The sequence below is a fragment of the Micromonospora sp. NPDC005710 genome, assembly GCF_040630995.1.
Taxonomy (GTDB): domain Bacteria; phylum Actinomycetota; class Actinomycetes; order Mycobacteriales; family Micromonosporaceae; genus Micromonospora.
On the sequence record NZ_JBEXYP010000012.1, the window covers coordinates 132,236 to 152,252 of the forward strand.

Sequence of the window (20,017 nt, forward strand, 5' to 3'; positions counted from 1 at the left end):
AAGCCCCGGGTTGCCCCGGACCCGGGACCGGGGGAGTCGGCTCGGCCGTCCCCGCAGAAGCGGGGCTCGGCCAACCGGGAGGGTGACACACAAAGGGCGACGCCCGGGCAGATGGCCTGCCCGGGCGTCGCGTGGTGGTGCGGGATCAGTGGTCAGCTGACCCGGATCTTCATCGAGGTGCCGTCCTGCTCCAGAACCTTGATCTTGACACCGGTCGCGGGAAGCTTGACGCCGTGGTTCGGCAGCTCCGCGTAGAAGTACTGCTTGGTGTCGTCGAACAGCGGCTCAGCGGCCTGGCCACGGATGTACTGCGGCTGGCTGTTGAGGTGCAGGGTGAACGAGTCGGCCTTGTTCAGGCTGAACGGTGCGTCGTACACCTGGATGCGGGCCCGCCACGGAGCGCCGGTGAGGTTGTAGATCGGGCGCGGGTGCGCGTCGATGTACAGGTTGCGACCCTCACCCGGGTGACCACCCGGGTTGGACGGCGACGCCGGGGCGGTGTTGTTGTCGGAGAAGCGGGTGTTCCAGTACGAGATGAGCAGGCCCTCCTGGTACGCGTAGTGGTCCACCCAGTCCGGGCGGGTGTTCGCGTAGCCGAAGAAGTACGGGCCGGTCTTCAGGTACTTGTCGTACGAGACGTACGACCGGTTGCCAGCGATGTAGAAGTTGTCGAACAGGCGGGTGTAGGTCGCCCCGACCACCTCGAACTTCGAGAGCGTCCAACCGGCGTCGGTCTCGGCGCCGTCGCTGAACACGGTCTGACCGTCGGCGGTCACGGTGATCGCGTCACCGAAGAAGCCGCCCTCGGAGACACCACCGTCGGTGACGTAGTGCAGGCGAACCTGCGCCACCTTGCCGGCGATCGAGGTGAGCGGGATGTTGATGTCGGCCCACGCACCGTTGCTGCTGCCGTCGAGGGCCGGGCGGCCGGCGCCGTCGACGCCGATCGGCTGACCGTTGACAGTGCCGTCCAGGTCGGCCCAGGTCTGACCGCCGTCCGTCGACGCCTCGAAGTAGAGGTAGTCGTAGGTCTCCTCGATGCTGTACTTGCCCTTGAGCGACAGTGCCGCCGTGGACTTGCCGGTCAGGTCGAACGTCCTCGTCATCTTGCTGTCGAGGTCGTCCTCGTTACCGGAGAAGTACTGCTTGGAGCCCTCGAACGGTGCGCCGTAGTTGAACGTGTACTCCCGCTGGGGAAGGACGACAACGGCGGCCTGTGCCTTCTCGGAGTTGTACTCCTGCGGGCCCAGCTCCAGCGAGCGCTTCTGCCCCGCCACGATCACCTCGTAGTCGAGCCAACCGAGCTGGAGCTTGTTCCACGCGCCGAGGTCGCCGCCCCGGTCGCCGATGCCGACGTCGTTCTTGGCACCGAGCCGGCTCTGGGCCATCAGGGTCCAGTGCTCGTTGTTGTTGTCCGCCGGGCCGTAGTCGTCCGGCAGGCCCAGGTCGTGGCCGTACTCGTGGTAGAAGACGCTACGACCGCCGTTTTCCGGCTGGATCGTGTAGTCGCGGATCCAGACGCCGGTGTTGCCGATCTGGGTGCCACCGATCGGGAAGTTCGGCGGGCCCACGGGCGAGCTGTTGAACGCCGACCAACGGTGGCTCCAGATCGCGTCCTCACCCTGCTGCGGGTCACCGTCGGCCTGGTCGCCGCCGGAGTGGACGATCTGGAAGTGGTCGATGTAGCCGTCCGACTCGTTGAAGTCGCCGTCACCGTCGTAGTCGAAGCGGTCCCACTGGTCGAAGGACTTCATCTCGGTGGCGATCTGCGCGTCGGTCTTGCCCTTGGCCTTCTGGTCGACGACCCACTGGTTGGCGGCGTCGCGGATCAGGTTCCAGGTGTTCGGGCAGACGTTGTCGGCGCAGACGGCGGGGTCGCCGGTCAGGTCGTCGTCGGCCTTCGGGTCGTCGGAACGACCGTAGCGGGCCTCGTTGTACCGGACCTTGACCCAGTCGGTCACCTCACCGTCGACGGTGTAGCGACCCGAGGACTGTGCCTCGTAGTACTGCTTGAGCGACTCGTCGCCCGGGTTGGTGCCGAAGTAAACCTGGCGGAAGTGCTCCGGGCTGAAGTCCGGCTGCCAGATCGTGGAATTGTCCACGGCCCGGTTGGGCTCGGGGATCTTGTTGTGCAGTGGACCCTGGAACGTCGACGGTCCGGCGATGTCCGGGTTCATGTCCTTGTCCGGGTAGGACGGGTGACGCTCGTCCCCGAACTCGGCCAGGATCACGAAGATCTTGTCGGTCCGCTCACGCTTGAGCTCGACGTACTGGTCCTTCGTCGCCTGGGCGCCCGCGGCGGAGCGCGCGTTGGCGTTCGTGGCCGTCTTACCGATCTGGCCGACCTTGACGACAGTGCTGCCGTTGCGCTCGATCGGCTTGCTGCGCCCGCTCAGCACGTCGGCGAGACCCTGCTCACGCAGCTCGCGGCGCTTGTCCTCGAGCTTGTCGGGGAGTTCGTCCTTCAGCGCCTGTGGTTCGGCAGCGGCCGGAGCTGCTGCCGGCAGTTTGGGCTGCGGGGCGGCCGAGGCGGACGGGCCGAACGCCAGGCCTGTCGCCGTCAGTGAGAGCCCGAGCAGACCCACTGCGACTTTGCGCACGTGGTACCTCCGGTGTGAGGGAACCGGCCCAACGGGGGTACGGGCCGGTAAGAGATCGATCCCACGAGTGGGACCATTGGTGAACATAGTTACTGGCGGGACGGGTGGGAAGACGAACGCGTCGATTTGTTGCAAGATTTTGTTGGGAATGCTTTTCACCGTCACACACCAGGTCTTCATCAGCCACGCTGACCAGCGATGATCGGCCCACTCCCGTATACAGCGACCCATTTCGATCAATTTGATCGATGTACGACTGAGGGGCCGGTGACGTCTCCGTCACCGGCCCCTCAGTCAGTTGTTGGTGCCTGAAACCGTTACTTCTTCGCCGGAGTGACGTAGATCTGGGCCGACGAGTTGTCCCCGGCCGCCTTCTTGATGGTCAGCGAGACGCCGTAGTTCACGCCCTGGTCGCCCGGGTTGCCGGTGCCCAGCACGATCGCGCCACCGCCGAGTGTCACGCCGTAGAACTCCGGCGCCGGGCTACCGTCCGGGTGGGTGACCCGGGTGGTGTACGGCGCGTTACCGCGCGACGGCAGGACCACCGACGCGTCGTTGTCCCGGGCGTAGGGGGAGCCGTCGCGCATCTCGATGCCCGGGTACCAGCCCTTGGCGTCGGTGAACGCCTTGACCGGCGGCAGCCCCTTGAACTTCGTGCAGTACGCGCTGTACGGCTCGTCCGCCGCCTCCAGGCACTCGGTGAACGGGTACGTCCGGTTCAGCGTGAACGCCGCGTTCGACGACTGCGGGCGGCTCGGCAGGTTGTCGGTCACCGACGGGTCCTTCACCGCCGCCTCGCCGGTGCGCCGCAGCGGGTCGAAGTGCGAGTCGACGATGAGCAGGCCACCCTTCGCACCGTAGCTGGGCAGCGCCGTCATCTGCCCGGTGACGTGGTTGACGTCGCCGAGCGCGGTGTCCCGGTACCAGACCAGCATGCCCGGGGCGTTGTAGGAGATCCGGTCGACCATCCACGCCTCGTGCGAGTAGATGGTGTCGTAGGCGTACTGAAGGCCCTTGTCGAAGCCGTCGAAGTTGCGCCACTCCGCCAGGTAGAACTGGGCGTGCACCTCGGTGCCGCTGGAGACCTTCCAGCCCGCGCCGGTGGTGTCGACGAAGGTGCCGCCGGTGGCCGTCCAGCCGTTGGCGCCGCCCTCGACGTCGTCACTCCAGGTGGTGGCGCCGCCGCCGGTGACCGAGAAGTCGTCAACGAACCAGTTGCGCTCCTCGAACGCCTCGTCGGTGGCCAGGCGCAACCGCACCTGCACCGTCGTCCCGGCGTACGCCGACAGGTCGACGTAGTCGTGCCGCCAGCCGTCGGTGCTGCCGGTCAGGCCGTACTTCTTGCCACCGAAGTCGTTCATCCGGCCGTTCGGGTCCGGGTAGCCGTCAGGCGTGGTGACGACAGCGCCGCCCTCGTCGTACACCTTCTGCTCGGTCCAGGTCGTGCCGCCGTCGGTGGAGAGCTCGACGAAGCCGTAGTCCCAGTCCTCTTCGATGATGTAGTTGTTCCACATCCAGAACTTCGAGTCGGCGGCAGCCGGCACGTCGACCGAGCGGCTCAACTTGACGTCGGCCCACTCCTGGTCGTTGTTGCTGTGCCACATCTTGGTGCCGCTGTGCGGGGTCGCCAGCGTCGTCACCTTGTCCGGCAGGTCGACCTTGATGCCGTCCTCGGAGTCGATCGGGGTGCGTGACGTCTGGCCGAGCTTCACCTCGCGCGGGTTCGACCCGGGGCGGATGGTGAGCGGGTCGGCCCAACCGAGCACCCACTTGTCCCAGATGCCCATGTGCGTCGGCAGCGCCTGGAAGATCTCACCCGAGTGCGAACCGGAGGCCATCAGGTCCCAGAAGTCCACGTCGGAGTCGGCGTTGCCGGACGTGTCGTACAGGTCCGGCAGGCCCAGGTCGTGGCCGAACTCGTGGGCGAAGACGCCGACACCGGCGTCCTCCGGCTGCACGATGTAGTTCGACGCCTTCAGGTTGGTGCCCGGGATGGTGTAACCACCGGCAACGGTGGAGGAGTGCGCCCACACGGCGTACACGCCCTGGTCGCCGCCGCCACGGGACTTGCCCTGGCCGGCGTGCACCAGCACGAGGTGGTCGATCACGCCGTCCGGCTCGAAGACGTTGCCGTCACCGTCGCGGTCGGCCTGGTCCTCGATGTCGTAGTCGGCCCACGGGAAGGTCGGGTCCTTCGCGACGAGCGCGTCGATCGCGTCGGTCGCCAGGCGACCCGCGCCGGCCGGGTTGTCCGGGTGGCCGTTCATCGACTGCTCACGGCCGGGAACCCACGCGCCGGTCTCGTCCTGGAAGCAGCGGTTGGCCGCGTACCAGCCCTCCGAGTGCGGCACGGTGATCCACGGGCTGGACTGCCCGTCCACCGTGTACGCGTTCTTCGACATCTCCAGGTACATGTTGTGCATGGTGCGACCGGACAGGTCGACACCCTTCTTGCCGTCCGGGCCCTTCAGATCCGTGCGAACCCGCTCGGTGATGCCCTTCTTGCTGTAGAGCATCTTGTTGTAGTGCTGCGGCGAGAAGTCCGGCACCCACATCGAGTTGTTGTCCTCGTGGGGCAGACGCGCCGGGTCCGGAATCTTGTTGTGCTTCGGGCCGTTCTGCACCGTGCCGGGGACGCAGGTGCGGTCCTCGAACACCGTCTTGGGGACCATCACGCCGGTGAAGTCGTCGTTGGCCTTGTCGTTGAACTCCACCAGCAGCGTCAGCAGCTTCGCCGTCTGGGTGGTCGGCGCCTTCTTGAACTTGCGGGGGTTCTGACCCGTCTTCAGCGACTTGGCCTCGTCCTTGGCCAGCTGCCGTGCGGTCACCGGGTTACCCCGGGCGTGCTTCTGGTCGAACGCGCGCGCGGCCTCCGCGGCAGGGGTGTACACGCCACCCTTGCCCTTCACCTCACGACCGGTGGTGTCCGGCTGCACCTCGGGCTCGGCGTAGTTGATGTAGTGCTCGTCGGCCCCGATCACCGCCTGGGGGGTGGCGGACCGCGGCTGGGCCGCCGCACTGCCACTCACGGTCAGTGACGTGGCCGCGAGGGCGATGACGGGCAGCGCGACGAGTAGTCGTCGCCGCGCCCTGGACTGCGGTTTGTGGTTCATGCCGCTCCGTTTCTCGGGCATGGGGAGAAGGACGTTGGCATGGTCGACCATCGAAGCGATGCGTATCGAACTCTTCCAACCTGCGTGAACCTAAAGCACAACCGGCCGAAAGGACAGCGGTGGCTGACTCCTGTGCCCGTTCAGCTTTCCCCGACTCCCCCGACCGACCGATGTGACACCGGTGCGGCGGCGCGAACCGTAGTCGTAAGACATGACGGAGGGTGGCGGCCCGCACGGACCACCACCCTCCATTGAGTACGCCTACCGTCAGTCCTCGTCGGACTTCGTACCGCTCATCCCCGACGAGATCAGGTCCATCACCGAGGAGTCCTGCAACGTGGTCACGTCGCCGAGCGACCGGTTCTCCGCCACGTCCCGCAGCAGCCGGCGCATGATCTTGCCGGAACGGGTCTTCGGCAGCTCCGCCACCAGCATGATCTGCCGCGGCTTCGCGATCGGGCCGAGCGTCTTCGAGACGTGGTTACGCAGGTCGGAGATGAGCTGCTCACCCGCGTCACCGGCGATGTCCGTGCTGCCCCGCGGAATGGCGAACGCGACGATCGCCTGACCGGTGGTCGGGTCGGTAGCGCCCACGACCGCCGCCTCGGCCACCGACGGGTGCGACACCAACGCCGACTCCACCTCGGTCGTCGAGATGTTGTGCCCGGACACCAACATCACGTCGTCCACCCGGCCGAGCAACCAGATGTGCCCGTCGTCGTCCTTCTTGGCACCGTCGCCGGCGAAGTACATGCCCGGGAAACGCGACCAGTACGTGTCGATGAACCTGTCGTCGTCACCCCAGATCGTGCGCAGCATCGACGGCCACGGTTCGCGCAGCACCAGATAGCCGCCCCCACCGTTCGGCACCGACTGGCCCTGGTCGTCCACCACGTCGGCCACGATGCCCGGCAGCGGCGTCATCGCCGAACCCGGCTTGGCCGCCGTCACACCCGGCAACGGCGAGATCATGATGGCGCCCGTCTCGGTCTGCCACCAGGTGTCCACCACCGGCAGCTCGCCCCGGCCGATGTGCTCCCTGTACCACATCCACGCCTCCGGGTTGATCGGCTCGCCGACGCTGCCCAACACGCGCAACGACGACAGGTCGAAGCCCGCCGGGATGTCGTCGCCCCACTTCATCATCGTCCGGATCAGCGTCGGAGCGGTGTACAGGATGCTCACCCCGTACCTGTCGACGATCTCCCAGAACCGGCCCTTGTTCGGCGTGTCCGGGGTGCCCTCGTACATCACCTGGGTGGCGCCGTTGGAGAGCGGGCCGTACACGATGTAGGAGTGCCCGGTGACCCAGCCGATGTCGGCGGTGCACCAGTAGACGTCAGTCTCCGGCTTCAGGTCGAACACCGCGTGCGTCGTGTACGACGCCTGGGTCAGGTAGCCGCCGGTGGTGTGCAGGATGCCCTTCGGGCGGGCCGTCGTGCCACTGGTGTACAGGATGAACAGCGGGTGCTCGGCGTCGAACGGCTGCGCGGTGTGCTCGGCCGACGCGGTCTCCACCGTCTCGTGCCACCAGTGGTCCTTGTCCGACCACGCCACGTCCTCGCCGGTACGGCGCACCACGAGCACGTGCTCCACCGACGGCGAGTTCGCCACCGCCTCGTCCACAGTGGGCTTCAACGCCGACGGCTTACCCCGCCGGTAACCACCATCAGCGGTGATCACCACCTTGGCGCTCGCGTCCTGGATCCGGTTGCTCAACGAGTCAGCGGAGAAACCACCGAAGACCACACTGTGCGCGGCGCCGATCCGGGCACACGCCAACATCGCGACCGCCGCCTCCGGGATCATCGGCAGGTAGATCGCCACCCGGTCGCCGGCCGTCACCCCCAGGTCGGTGAGCGCGTTCGCCGCCCGACAGGTCAACGCGTGCAGCTCGGCGTACGTGATGGTGCGGGTGTCGCCCGGCTCGCCCTCCCAGTGGATCGCCACCTTGTCGCCCCGGCCCGCCTCGACGTGCCGGTCCAGGCAGTTGTACGCGACGTTGAGCTGCCCACCCACGAACCACTTCGCGAACGGCGGGTTCGACCAGTCGAGCACCTCATCCCACTTCTTCGACCAGGCCAGCCGGTCGGCCTGCTTCGCCCAGAAGGCGAGCCGGTCGGCCTCAGCCTCGGCATACGCGTCGACAGTGACGTTGGCGTGCGCGGCGAGTTCGGCCGGCGGAGGGAACTGGCGCGTCTCGTTCAGCAGATTGGCCAATGCCTCGCTCATGCCGTGACTCCTCATCCTCGGGGTGACCTGGGTCTCGATGGCACGAGGGTAGTCGCGGGGCCAGCGACCGGCCACGGCTGCCCACCGCGTCGCGCCGAGTGGCCCCCGCCGCGCGCCCGGCGGCCCGCGCCCGGCGCGGAGCGCCTTGATCAACACGGGTTCCTTGAAAACGCGGTGTCCAGGCCAGGCGGACACCCCGACTTCAAGGAACGCGTGATGACCATGTCTCGAGCGGGTGCCGGCCTGACCGGGCGGCCGGGGTTGCGCCCGTTCCGGGCGGAGGGACTGGGTCCGGGTTGGGTGCCGTGCCGGGCGGGTGGTCCCTGTCGCGTTGGAGGCGGGTGCGGCCCGTCGCGCCGGGACGGGTCGTTAGCGTGGCGGGGTGACCACCGACCCGCTCGCGCCCCTGCTCACGCTCGCCGACATCGCCGCCGCCGTCGAGCACGCCCGCGAACGGTTCGACCAGGCGCTCGGGCACCGGGCGCTGCGCCGGCACGGTGGACAGGTCGCCGCCGAGGTCAGCCTGCGCTCCGCGGTGGCCAGCGCGGCCCTCGAAGGGGCCGGGCACGAGCGGGAGGCGGTCCGGGCGGGCACCGTCACCGACCCGGTGCTCCAGGGGGCGCTGCGGGTCGCCGGAGCACTGCCCGGTCTGAGCGAGCTGTGGCCGAAGGCGCCCCGCCAGGCGCTCGCCAAACTGCACGTGCTCGCCGCCCGGGACCTGGTGTCGGAAGCCGAACTGGGCCGCCCGGTCGCCGACCCGGTGGTCGCTACCCGACTGGACGGGCTGGCCGGCCTCGTCGCCGGCGGCACGAAGGTCTCCCCGCTGGTGCTCGCCGCTGTCGTACACGGGGAGTTGTTGAACCTGCGCCCGTTCGCCGGGCCGTCCGGCGTGGTGGCCCGCGGGGCCGCCCGGCTGGTGCTGCTCGCCAGCGGCCTCGACCCGCGCGGCCTGCTGGCCGTCGACGTCGGGCACCGCGAGCGGGAGCCGGAGTACGTGGGCGCAGCCGGTGCGTTCGCCACCGGCACCCCGGACGGGCTGCGCTCCTGGCTACGTCACTACATGGCCGCCGTCGAGGTCGGCGCCGACCAACTCACCACCATCGGCGACGAGATCCTCGCCGCCGCCTGAACGGCGACGGTCCGGCCGCCCTCAGAGCGACCGCCCCTACCGCGTCGATCATGCAGTTGTGGTGCCCTGCAAAAGGTGCGAACAGGCCCTGGTCGCCCACCACCCCTGCATGATCGATCTCAGCGGTGAGTCGGGGCGGAGGTTCAGGCCGTGGCGGCCGCTCGGGTGCGCCGGTGCCGGCCGTACCAGGCGATGCCGATGGCAACTCCCACCCCGACCCCCAGGGCCGCCGCCGCCACCGGAACCGCTGGCCGCTCCCGCAACCGCCGGCCCAACGGGATCGGGTGCCGGAACTCCAGCACCGGCCACGCGTTCTCCGAGGCCAGCTTGCGCAGCTGCCGGTCCGGATTGACCACACTCGGATGCCCCACACACTCCAGCAAAGGGCGATCGCTGTACGAATCGGAGTAGGCGTACGAATCAGCCAGGTCGTAGTCCCGGACGGTGGCCAACTCGGTGACCGCCTCGACCTTGCTCGGCCCGGCCGCGTAGAACTCGACCTCACCGCTGTACCGACCGTCGCGCACCGTCATCCGGGTGGCGATCACATCAGTCACCCCGAGCAGCTCACCAATCGGCCGGACCATCTCCTCGCCCGACGCCGACACCAGCACCACGTCCCGCCCGGCCGCCTGGTGCTCCACGATCAGGGCGGCAGCCTCGGCGTACACATAGGGGTTGATCAGCTCGTGCAGCGTCTCCGCGACGATCTGGCGGACCTGCTCCACCTGCCAGCCCTTGCAGAGCGCAGCCAGGTAGTCCCGTGTTCGGGCCATGGTCTGCTCGTCGGTGCCGCCCAGCCGGAACATCAGCTGCGCGTACGCCGACTTGACCACGTCACGCCGTGTGATCAGCCCATCCCGGTAGAACGGCCGACCAAACGCCAGGGCGCTCGACTTGGCGATGACGGTCTTGTCCAGATCGAAGAAAGCGGCACTTCGGCCCACGGCGCGAAAGTCTAGCCGGATGGTCTATCGTCGGCGGGTGCCCGGGGTCATGCCCTCCCCCAGACCTGCGGGCTGGCAGCACCATCTCCGCTCCGCGTGATCACGCTCACACTCTGCGAGGAGATTTTCGCAGTGAGTGGAGTCGGCACCACTCGACGTGACGGGCCCGCTCAGGCAGACTTGTCCGTACGACGAGCTTTCACATCCTCGAAACAGGCAGACCCTCAGCGGTTGCACCCCCCGTGACCGCTGAGTGGTTCGGCTCGACCCCCCCGGAGCCGAACCTCCGACGACCCCCGTCTCCCCCCGACGGGGGTCGTCCCTTTTCCGTGGGAGCGCGCTCGGCCAGGGGGAGGCACCTCTCCCCGGCTGTCGGGCTGTCGAGCCGAGGTCGGTAGACGTCAGCCGGATTCGCTCGGCTTGCCCCTCGGGCGCGCACCTCGCGCCGCGTTGGCCATCCGGCTCGGCCCTGGGGCGAAGTTGCTCTGCCATCGCCTCAGAGCGGTCTTCAGGCGGGCATTCTCCGCCCGAAGGCCGGCTTCCACGCCATCCCGCGCGGTCAGTTCGTCGACGACGGCGCGGAGGAAGGCGTAGACCTGTTCCTCGGCCAGGCCGCGCCGCCCGAGCTTCGTGCGACGGAAGCGGATTCGCTTCACCTGCTCGGGGCAGAGCCGGGCCAGGCGCGACGCCGCCCGGACGACGCCTACCGAATGCATGGTCATCGCAACCTCCTCGTAGTTGAAACCGTTGTGTGGGTCTTCCGGCTCGCGTGGCTCAGGCCGGCACGGGTTTGGGGAGCGGGTGGTATCCGCCGGGTGGCGGGAGCAGTGACCGGAGCGATCAGTCGCAACCCAGCGCGTTGCACGAAGATCTCTCGCCGGTCGACGGCATTGCCCGCGCGATCGAGTGAGTAGCCGGACAACCAGACCCAGCCCTCGTACGTCGGCCGGTCGCAGACTTTGATGACTCGGAAGATCAGGGAGCGGTCGCCGCTGAACTGCACGGACGCATCGCTGCCGAGGTGCAGGACGTCGCCCGGTTTTGGAACCATCACCGTCCGCCCTCGATCAGTGGATTGGCATCGAAGCAATGCACCCCAGATTGGCGCGGGTGCGAACAGGCGAGCGCCGTCTTGCTACGTGCATCTCAGCGTTCAGTACATGCACAATTGCGGTGGGTGAGACGTCCATGGTGGAGATAGAACACCCGGTGATGGAGACCGATCGAGGACCGAATCAGAACCTTTGACGGACCTCGGGCGGACACCATGAGGACCTGCGTTGTGCTCAGGACCTCGCGTAAGTGAGCGTGGAGATAGCCCATCAGGAAGGCGTCGACGATGGCCAGAGACCGCCACGAACCCCGCACCGTCCTGGAGCACCTGATCCAGTGCAGCGACCGTACGTACGAGGAACTGGCCGACGAGTTCAGCCGCATGGACTCCCGCGCGGCGATCAGCGCGCGGCACCTCGGGCGGCTGGCACGCGGCGAACGGGACCTGGCCTCATCAAACCCCGCCACCCGGCGCGCGTTGCAGGCCATGTTCGGCAAGCCGGTCGATGAATTGCAGCGCCCCTGGGCATCCCACCAGTTGACCCCTGCGCCGGCCCGACACCTCATCGTCGAGCCCACCGGCGCCGGCCCGGAAAGGAACCTCCTCGCCATGGCCGCACAACGCGCCCGCCAGTACGCAATGCTCGCCGCCGAAGCCACCTCCCCGGCAGCCATCGACCAGCTCACCGAGGACGTGCAACGCCTCGCCCTGGCGTACCCGCAGCGACCGGTCAGCCAGATCCTGCCGGACCTGGCCGAGACTCAGGACACCCTCTTCACGCTGCTCGAACGTCGCCAACAGCCCACCCAGTCGCGTGACCTGCACTTCCTCGCCGGCATCACCAGCGGCCTACTCGCCAAGGTCTCGCACGACATGGCCGACCCCCACTCCGCCATGCTGCAAGCTCGAACCGCCGTCCTCTGTGCCGACCAATCCGGCCACCCCGGGTTGCAAGCCTGGCTCCGCGGACTTCAATCGCTGGTCGCCTACTGGGCCGGCCGGTACGCCGAGGCGGTCCGCTACGCCGAGGCGGGACGCGAGTACGCGACCCGAGCAGGTGGCACCTCCGCTGTCTGGCTGCCTGTCAGCGCTGCACGCGCCTACTCCGCACTCGGTAATGCGGAACAGGCCAAGGCCGCCATTACCGAGGCAGAGGAAGCCTGGTCCCGGGTTCGCCCCGACGAGATGGACGCGATCGGCGGCATCTGCACCTTCAACCAGCCCCGCACGGCCTACTACGCCAGCGACGCTCTCGCCTGGATGCCCGGGGAAGCCGACGCCACCGAGCGATACGCCCTGCGTGCCGTCCACGCGTACTCCGACCGCTACGACCCGGCATGGGCCTTCGGCGACCAGGCCGGCTCCCACACCAACCTGGCCATTGCCCGTGTCGCCAGCGGAGAACTCGATGCCGCCGCTGATGCCCTCGTGCCAGTGCTTGATCTCCCCGCCGATCAGCGCATCAACGGCGTCATCCACTCCGTCCGGCGTGTCCACCAAGCCATCACCCGTGCCGGTCACGCCAACGACGCTCGTGACCTCGTCGACGGTATCGAGCACTTCACGCACACCCCTGCCAACGCCCTTCCTCGATAAGGCACCATCAGCACATGTACCCGATCACCATTCCGGGCCGCGTCATCACCCTTCGCGAACTGCGACCCGATGACGCGGCCGACGCTTTGACGGTCGTTGGTGATGACCGGGTCACGCAGTGGCTCTCGTTTGACAGCCGCGACCAGGCCGCCACTGTCGCCATGGTTGAGGGAGCGGTAAGCCGTGCGCAGCTCCACCCGCGCACTGAGTACTACCTAGCCGTCGCTGACACCTCGGACCGGATGATCGGCTTCGCCCGCCTCGGACTCACCGGGCACCAGGCCGCCAAGCTTGGCTACGCCATCGGCGCCGATCACTGGGGCCACGGCTACGCCACCGACGCAGCCCGAACCATCATCGACTACGGCTTTCGAGAGCTGAAGCTTCACCGCATCACCGCAGCTATCGGCCCCGACAACGCTTCCTCCATCGGCGTCGCCAAGCGGCTCGGGATGCAGTACGAAGGCCGGCTACGCGATCACGTCTTCACCAATGGGGCCTGGCGCGACTCCCAGCTCTACTCGATCCTCGCCTCAGAGTGGAACGAAATCGCCGGCTGAGTGGCCCAGGTCGCCCAGTACGAGCGCGAGCAATTCCGATCATGGCACCGGTACGATCGCCGCCATGCGCGACGCCGACACGCCGCCGCAGGAACCCGCCGACCATTTCCACGCTCGCGCCGAACTCACACCTCGCCAGCAGGCGGCCGCTATCCGAGCCGCCGCAGCCGAGGTGCGCCAGCGTGTGCAGGAGTGGCGCGACTCATCCGCGTGGCAGAACACACCGACGAACGCCCATCGGCACCAGGCGACCCTGGCCGGAGTCGCGGCGCTTGACGCCGTACCCGAGCCGACCACTACGGAGGAACTCACCGAGTTCGTCGATGCCGTCCTACCCCTAGTCGCTGAGTGGCGGCCGAGTCGACCTGGTGCCGAACAGCAGATCTTTGTCGCGGTCGAGCGGCTTCGGAAAGCGTGCCGGTAGCGCAGACCGCGCGGAGTTTCTGTACATCCTCAAGGGCCCTTGACGGGCCGCACGCGCCGCCGATTGGGCGTCGCGCTGCGCAGCGGGCAAGCCCAAAGCTGCGCAGCACGCCCAGGCCCATCGGCTGGCGCGGATAGCGGGAACCCGGGCCGCCGCAGACGGTAGCGCCGAGTGTGGTTGAAGTTCGTGGGCCGGCAGCCGGCCAGGACGCGGCGGCCGTCACACCGCCGCGCCGCAACCCCACCACGGCCTCGTCGCGGCACCGCCCTATCCCGGCGCGCGGGGGCCATGCGTCAAGGAGCCCTTGACGCGACTGCCGATCACGAAGTCACCCACAAGGCAGTCACGACAGGAGGGGTATTAGACCCACTCCTCGCCGTTCGGCTCGTTCGGTGGCTCGGCGTAATCCTCGTTACGAGTCGTTGAGTGAGTCGGTTTTGCCACGGTGAGCTTGTGTAGCTTGAGTCGGGACGATATGCCGCCGACGTTCCTGCCAAACTCGGTGCAGAGCTCGACCATGGAAGCTCCCTCTTGGAAACGACGGATCAGGCGAAGGTCGGCGTCGGCTGTCCACGGCTCGAACGCGTTGGGGTAAACCTTCCGGATCTCGTCAACGCCAGGATTGGCGTTCGGCGTTGCGAGCCCGAGCGCCACCGCGACACCGGCGATCGTGGCAGAGATCGCCTTCGCTGCCGTAAGAAGGTCGGCTCGGCGCAGAGTGCCGGTCATCAGGCCGACGACCTGCCCCTGGTCGTCGATGTCGAAGCCCACCTGCACTGCCTCGCCATCCACTGTCACTCGTACGGTGCAGCGGCAGCCGTTGATCAGCATGTCACGGACGATGTCAGTGCCATCCGCAGGACCTTCCTCGGCAGGGGCGCCGCCATGCTGCATCTTTGGTGCCATCAGTCGTCCTCGGCAGCCCAAAGGGAGACGCCGCAGTCGTGATCGTCTTTGTGCTTCTGCTCGCACACCAGCCGTTGATGGCCGGTGACGACGCAACGGGGAACCGGGCACCGTTCATCGTGTGGCTCGCCGCGTAGCTGGGAGCAGAAGCGGCAGTGGCCATGCGCGTCACGGTCGCTCGTGACGTCGACGACCAACCCGGACGCCTCCAGCGCGTGGTACATGCGAAGAAGCAGATTCTCTCGGGGGTCACGTCCGGCGATCGTTGGGGCCTCTGCGTAGGGGGCGACCGCTAGTCGTTCGGCGATCGCGTACCCGTTGGGGTGAGTCATGTAGCAATGATGCTAGAAAATGTTGCTCCCTGCGACCCCCAGATCACTCCTCGAAGCTGGACGCTCTCCTCATAATCAGCTTCCAACGGATGGCTGTGTGACGCAGGGCCGCCGGCAGGGGGCGACGAGTGAGAACTGCCACCAGACGCTGCTGAAGCAGCCTCGGCCTTTCCCGCAGTCGAGGCGTCCCCACTCGTCATGCTCAGTCGCGACTGAGTATCCCTTCGAGACAAAGGGGATCTATCGACGGGGATCGACTCCTGCGAGCAGCAGGGTGCAACGCCCGTTCAGGCCTCCACAGGCGTTCGAGGTTCCGGAATCCCCTGCATCGGAAAGGGACGAAACCACTCACGGCTCACGGCCGAGGTGATCAGTCTCGCTAAATCGTTCATAAACTGCTCGCACTTGCGTCTGTGGACATTGAACAGCCGAACATCGATGCGTGACTTGCGGCTGCCGTGCGCGATGTCGTTCCGGGTGCGCCTTACGAATTCTAGCGAGTGGAAGTAGCTACGGCTGACCTCCGACTCTGGGATTCCCAATCGGTATAGCGTTCGACGTAAAACGTCGGTCCCGAAGTTCATTTCCATGGAGGCCGCCACTTGCGGATCGATAGTGATCGTTGCTTCGTTGAGCTCTCTCACGCGCTGAACAAAATTGACCTGTCGTACAGCGCGCCGCGTCAAGATGCCATCGTCCGCAGATCCCTCGTCACTTTGGCCGGCGCCTGTTCGTAAAGCCTCGAATTCGGCGATACACGCAGCCGCGAAGAGATGAGGCTTAAGCTCAATAGCCTTCAGCCCTTTGGCATTTATGGCATCGATGTACAAGCTAAAGGCGTGCCTGGCGAAGCCTTCTAGGTGTGCGTATTGCATCACGAGGATAGCTCTTAGTGCGGAGACGGGCCATGATTCGGGGTCAGGGTTCGCCAACAGTTCATTGCGGAGATGTCGCAGTTCGTCGAGCCGCCAAGACAGATCCTCTTCCAGTTCTAGTCTGAGGTCCGAGAGTTTCAACTGATCGCCGCCTTAAAGGCATCGGAAAAGTACTTAACTCTGGCATTCAACTCGTTTCGCGAATTCTTTCCTCCTCCACAGTGATCGAGGAACTTCCGGTCGAACTTCCCCCGCATCACGGCCTGGCCAAGGCGTTCGACTTGGGCTGCGTCCTCAGGATCGACCTTGTCAAGAACTTGCTGCAGGCCGAGCACGATGCCCTCATAGTGGTAGACCGAGAACTGACTTCTGGGCTCAGGATAGCGCTGGTCCACTGTGCCGAAGATCTTCGAGTCGATGCCGAGATGATCGGATACAACGCGGAGAATCTGAAAGGTCTTATCGAATACTGCCCGCTCCTGACTGTAGTCAAATTCTGTCGGGTCGACCGGATCCGAGACCGCTTCCATGTAGTCGGTCAGGAAATTTGCGACGTCATGGCGATACCGAGCGCCATCATTCTTGTAAGAGAAAAACCTCAGGACGAGCTCTTGATCGAACTTCTGCTTCTTCTGGTTGTACGAAATGATATCAATGCAGTGAGCGAAGTTGCTTTCCTTGCTCAGTTGCGAGATGAAACTGTTGAAGCCATTGGACAGGAGGCGAATCGTTGCATTTCTCACCTCTTGCGCTTCGAGGGTCTCGCCGCCGGTATTCAGTCTCTTAAACATGTAGTAGCGCAAGCGAGGATCGCTTTCCTTCCGGAGAATCTCCGCCCGGATGTAGCTGCGCTTTAGCTTGATCTCCATCGCACGTGGCAAGTCTTGGTACGTTAAGCCGTTTAACTCTTTTACGATGTCACAGTCGGCGAGCACGAGGGGAGGCTGCAACTTGCCATCGATCTTCAACTGCCCGCGGAAGTTGAGGTACGACGATATTCGCTGGAGTCCGTCGATTAGTTCATATACCCGGTCTTCGCGCTCAATAAGGAAGATTGGGGGCACGGGCAGTTCTAGTAGGAGGGACTCGATAAACCTTGCCTGCGAACCCTCTGGCCATCGGAACATGCGTTGAAACTCGGGATCAATGATCAGTTCCTGATCTTTATACATATCCGCGAGTTCGTTAAAAGAGAAGTCGATACTCTGTGTGCGAACGGCGTTGACTTTTGAGTCAACCGAAGTGATTAGCTGGTCTGGGTCCAGAAGCATGGTTTGATTGGCCTTGCGCCTCGCCATAATCAGCCCTTCTTCAGAGTGACTACCGTTTCATTGACTTTGCCTTTGGGATACTTGCGAGCGGCTGTGTTCACAGCGGTAAGAAGGCGGGTGACCTCCTTTGGGCTCGCCGCATAGAGCTTCCACCCGCGCGCCTCTGCTTCTTCGATGCAGATTTCAGCTAGCCGAATGTGAATGTCTTTGTAATAAGAATCCTGAACGACTAGGGTAAGTGTTGCCTCGTCTTTGGTCACGCGCGTTATCTCGTCAAAGCTCGAGGATAGGTCGTCGAGATACTGCCGAACCTGCTTCAGGTAGTAGCCTGCCGACGCCTTGCTCTTGTGCTTAGAGACATCATTGACGAGGCTGGTGGCAAGTGTCCGGTAGCTGGGAACATTCGCTGTCTGCCCGGGCCTGATTAGAGTTGTTCCCATCAGGCTCGATCTAAGCGACCGATCCTTGGCGATGTCGACTCCCACAACCGCAAGCTCCCGAGCATACGCGACCGCATAGTCGATTCGGGTTAGGTAGGGAGGAGATGTAAGTACCACGTCAACCGAGCGATTTGCCAGCGGTAAACGGTTCGCCGACGCCGTGATTAAGGTGGCTTGTATTCCGCCAAGTTCGTCACTGCTGCGAAGGCGATTGAGGATGTACCGCTGATCCGCGACCAACAGCACATCTAGTTGATCGCTTTCTACATGCACCAATTGGTCGGGTGACGCCGCCCGCTTAACCCATGTTGGGTTGCTGCCCTCGAAGCGTTCTGTCAGTCTGCGCACGACCCGGAACAGCGAGACGTAACCCAGCGCCGATACGGGCTTTGCTTGGGATTGCAGATGATTCGTCCACTGGCGAACACGAAGCACAGTCTGGGGAGACAACCAAGAGAGAAGCGGATCCGTTGCCGTCGAAAATGATCCCGACGGTTTAGGGGGTGGATCCGATGCTTCGGTAACGGCGTGGACACCTCCACGCAGGCTTGCTACTAAGTTGGCGATCGGGTTGAGGTCGATGCCTACGGATCGGTGCCCATTTGAAGTCGCTGCCAGCGTGGTTGTACCACTGCCGTTCCAGGGATCAAGGACCACGTCGTCGTCATTGGGCGCGATGACACTCAACTGATCGCGTGCCCATTCGAACGAAAACCCCGCATAGTAGGGAAAAACATCCGCCAAGCCGGCCGTCTCCTCGCGTGGCCGCTTGGGAGAGCCCTTCGGTCCGGATGCCGAAGGGACCTTTAGATTTGGCAGGGCCGGCTGGTGTGTGAGCTGACCGGCTCTGGTACCCGTCACCCGGTCTCCCCGCCACGTGTTGGCCAAGTCTACGTACGACCACCCTTGTCGAGGAGACAGCCACGACGATCGAGCGAAGCAGCCCTCTGCTGCCGGTGGTGCAAGTAGTGCAGGTTAACAGCAGCACATGTTGGCCGGTAGATCAACCTCTTGGGAACTTGCTGACTTCGCTGCTTGGCTCGTTACCGCAGCGATGTCGGCCTAGGCCGCTGGCCACGGGCTGCCGAACGGCCACGACGACGGAGACGGCAGGCTGGGGCACGCTGACATGAACGAGATTCCGAGAATGCTGTCGTTCCCGGGCGTGTGCAGACGCGCACTACACCGAGCTTGTAAGCGACGCGACAGGCGGCGAGGCAGCAAGTAGGCAGCGCGAGCGTAGATGTAGATCGGCCCCGAGCGTCAAGGTTTGGCCCTCGGCACCTGTTCGTCGACGCGGGGTGCCAGGCGTTGGCAGTAGCCGACAACGTGGGTCCGCGTCCCCCCGACGGTGGTCATGCCCGGCTGCGAGGGCGACGGCCGCTCTGGGCAATGGAGGCGCGTCAGCCGCCGGATACATGCTGGTAATCCCACCCAGCCGGCGCGCAAACTAGACGGATGCACAGTCAGGCACTCCGGGCGTCGGCGCTTCCTCGCGTCGGCCCTACACTGCGCCCTCTTGCAGCGCCATGGCCGGCATTGGTTGTGGTTGCCGACACTAACGTCCTGGCTTCGCGTGCCTGCAATGCGGTCCGCAGAGGCCGCAACGAGGAGCTCTTCAGCGGGCTGGCGGGAAACGGCCGGTCAAACATCTATGTCTCTGCGCACGTACCTGAGGAACTTGTCGAGCACCTGCCGGCAATCGCCGCGTCAAGTGACGTCCCGGTGTCGGAGGCATCAGGGGTCTTGTGGAACGAAATCATGCCGGGGGTCCCTGTCGTCGACCTGGCGATTCGCGACTACCTCAGCCCACGCGTGCGCACGATGCTCTGTATCGACCGCGAGTTGCCGCGTCGGCTACGGGGGGACCCGGATGACATCGGGACTACTGCGCTTGCCGAGTTGCTTGCTCCGGCGGTGATCCTCAGCAGCGACAGTGTCTTCACGCGACTTGGGTTCGCCAACACTGACGCCGCGACCTGGGTCGGGTTGGCCTACGGCCTGTTACGGGCGGCCGGGTTCGAAGCACGGTTGGGTGACGCTGCCTTGCTCGCGGAGCTGACTGCTCGTACGGTCGCCGCAGCCGGCGGAGCCGCCGTCCGCGCCATTCGTAGCTACCCAGTGCCTGCCATCGGACTGCTTGCTGGTGCTGTAGTACTGGCCGGTCGCTTCGGCTATCTCGATCCAGCTCGATGGCGTGAGGGCTGGCATCGTTTCCGCGAGGCGATGGAGCCCTTGCGGGATGGGCTGACGGTTGCCCTTGAGGAACACCAAGCAGCTCGCGGGGCACTTCGCATCATTGAACCCGCAGGACGACCAACGGTCGAACAGGCCGCCGCTCGGCATCTCGCCCGCCGACGTGCCGCGCTGACCCCTCGCGAGCTGCGCGACGAGCTGTCAATGTCCGGCTTCACAGCCTCTGGTGCTGAACTCAGGCGCGGCATGCTCAGCCACTCAGCCTTCAAACGGCGGCCCGGCGACCGGTTTGAGTTGGGGCGGTGTTCGGTCTCGACGCTCGATTGCGTAGAGGGCTAGGCG

At 65.5% G+C, this 20,017-nt stretch carries 16 protein-coding genes; 5 read left to right on the plus strand and 11 right to left on the minus strand.

Annotated features, from left to right (window positions below):
- Positions 1-152: 152 nt before the first annotated feature.
- From ABZ406_RS18230 to acs, 3 genes are all read right to left on the minus strand, one after another.
- Positions 153-2,585: an immune inhibitor A domain-containing protein gene (locus ABZ406_RS18230; RefSeq protein ID WP_357762850.1), complete on the minus strand. Its 2,433-nt coding sequence runs from the start codon at positions 2,583-2,585 to the stop codon at positions 153-155.
- 332 nt (positions 2,586-2,917) lie between these two features.
- Positions 2,918-5,713 (minus strand): immune inhibitor A domain-containing protein, encoded by a 2,796-nt coding sequence (locus tag ABZ406_RS18235; protein WP_357762638.1) that lies wholly within the window; start codon positions 5,711-5,713, stop codon positions 2,918-2,920.
- 267 nt (positions 5,714-5,980) lie between these two features.
- Positions 5,981-7,945, minus strand: a complete 1,965-nt coding sequence (gene acs, locus ABZ406_RS18240; protein ID WP_357762642.1) for an acetate--CoA ligase — start codon at positions 7,943-7,945, stop codon at positions 5,981-5,983.
- Positions 7,946-8,327: 382 nt separating this feature from the next.
- Here acs and ABZ406_RS18245 point away from each other — a divergent pair, with 382 nt between their 5' ends.
- Positions 8,328-9,074 carry an oxidoreductase gene (locus tag ABZ406_RS18245; protein WP_357762645.1) on the plus strand — a complete coding sequence of 249 codons (747 nt, stop codon included), beginning with the start codon at positions 8,328-8,330 and terminating at the stop codon, positions 9,072-9,074.
- 143 nt (positions 9,075-9,217) lie between these two features.
- On the opposite strand, the gene ABZ406_RS18250 is transcribed toward ABZ406_RS18245, so the two are convergent.
- The 3 genes from ABZ406_RS18250 to ABZ406_RS18260 form a co-directional block, all read right to left on the minus strand.
- Complete coding sequence (locus ABZ406_RS18250; protein ID WP_357762648.1) at positions 9,218-10,021, minus strand: HAD-IB family hydrolase; 804 nt, start codon at positions 10,019-10,021, stop codon at positions 9,218-9,220.
- A gap of 401 nt (positions 10,022-10,422) precedes the next feature.
- Entirely contained in the window at positions 10,423-10,743 is a 321-nt protein-coding gene (locus ABZ406_RS18255; protein WP_357762650.1) for a DivIVA domain-containing protein, read from the minus strand.
- Positions 10,740-11,072, minus strand: a complete 333-nt coding sequence (locus ABZ406_RS18260; RefSeq protein ID WP_357762653.1) for a hypothetical protein — start codon at positions 11,070-11,072, stop codon at positions 10,740-10,742. The genes ABZ406_RS18255 and ABZ406_RS18260 overlap by 4 nt, the downstream gene beginning before the upstream one ends.
- A gap of 288 nt (positions 11,073-11,360) precedes the next feature.
- On the opposite strand from ABZ406_RS18260, the gene ABZ406_RS18265 reads away from it, so the two are divergent.
- The 3 genes from ABZ406_RS18265 to ABZ406_RS18275 all read left to right on the plus strand — a co-directional run bounded on the left by ABZ406_RS18265 (position 11,361) and on the right by ABZ406_RS18275 (position 13,655).
- Positions 11,361-12,671 (plus strand): hypothetical protein, encoded by a 1,311-nt coding sequence (locus ABZ406_RS18265; RefSeq protein ID WP_357762655.1) that lies wholly within the window; start codon positions 11,361-11,363, stop codon positions 12,669-12,671.
- Between the two features lie 14 nt (positions 12,672-12,685).
- Positions 12,686-13,231, plus strand: coding sequence for a GNAT family protein (locus tag ABZ406_RS18270; RefSeq protein ID WP_357762658.1), 546 nt, complete (start codon positions 12,686-12,688; stop codon positions 13,229-13,231).
- 64 nt (positions 13,232-13,295) lie between these two features.
- Positions 13,296-13,655 (plus strand): hypothetical protein, encoded by a 360-nt coding sequence (locus ABZ406_RS18275; protein ID WP_357762661.1) that lies wholly within the window; start codon positions 13,296-13,298, stop codon positions 13,653-13,655.
- Between the two features lie 360 nt (positions 13,656-14,015).
- Here the strand turns inward: ABZ406_RS18275 and ABZ406_RS18280 are convergent, their stop codons facing one another.
- The 5 genes from ABZ406_RS18280 to ABZ406_RS18300 form a co-directional block, all read right to left on the minus strand.
- Entirely contained in the window at positions 14,016-14,561 is a 546-nt protein-coding gene (locus ABZ406_RS18280) for a hypothetical protein (RefSeq protein ID WP_357762664.1), read from the minus strand.
- Complete coding sequence (locus ABZ406_RS18285) at positions 14,561-14,893, minus strand: hypothetical protein (protein ID WP_357762667.1); 333 nt, start codon at positions 14,891-14,893, stop codon at positions 14,561-14,563. Before ABZ406_RS18285 ends, ABZ406_RS18280 begins: the two co-directional genes overlap by 1 nt.
- A 287-nt stretch (positions 14,894-15,180) precedes the next feature.
- Entirely contained in the window at positions 15,181-15,909 is a 729-nt protein-coding gene (locus ABZ406_RS18290) for an MAE_28990/MAE_18760 family HEPN-like nuclease (RefSeq protein WP_357762670.1), read from the minus strand.
- The gene (locus tag ABZ406_RS18295; protein ID WP_357762673.1) at positions 15,906-17,066 is read right to left on the minus strand and encodes a DUF262 domain-containing protein; all 1,161 of its coding nucleotides are present in this window, start codon (positions 17,064-17,066) and stop codon (positions 15,906-15,908) included. Before ABZ406_RS18295 ends, ABZ406_RS18290 begins: the two co-directional genes overlap by 4 nt.
- A 2-nt stretch (positions 17,067-17,068) precedes the next feature.
- Positions 17,069-18,340, minus strand: a complete 1,272-nt coding sequence (locus ABZ406_RS18300) for a DNA methyltransferase (protein WP_357762676.1) — start codon at positions 18,338-18,340, stop codon at positions 17,069-17,071.
- A gap of 684 nt (positions 18,341-19,024) precedes the next feature.
- On the opposite strand from ABZ406_RS18300, the gene ABZ406_RS18305 reads away from it, so the two are divergent.
- Entirely contained in the window at positions 19,025-20,014 is a 990-nt protein-coding gene (locus ABZ406_RS18305; protein ID WP_357762679.1) for a hypothetical protein, read from the plus strand.
- Positions 20,015-20,017: the final 3 nt, after the last annotated feature.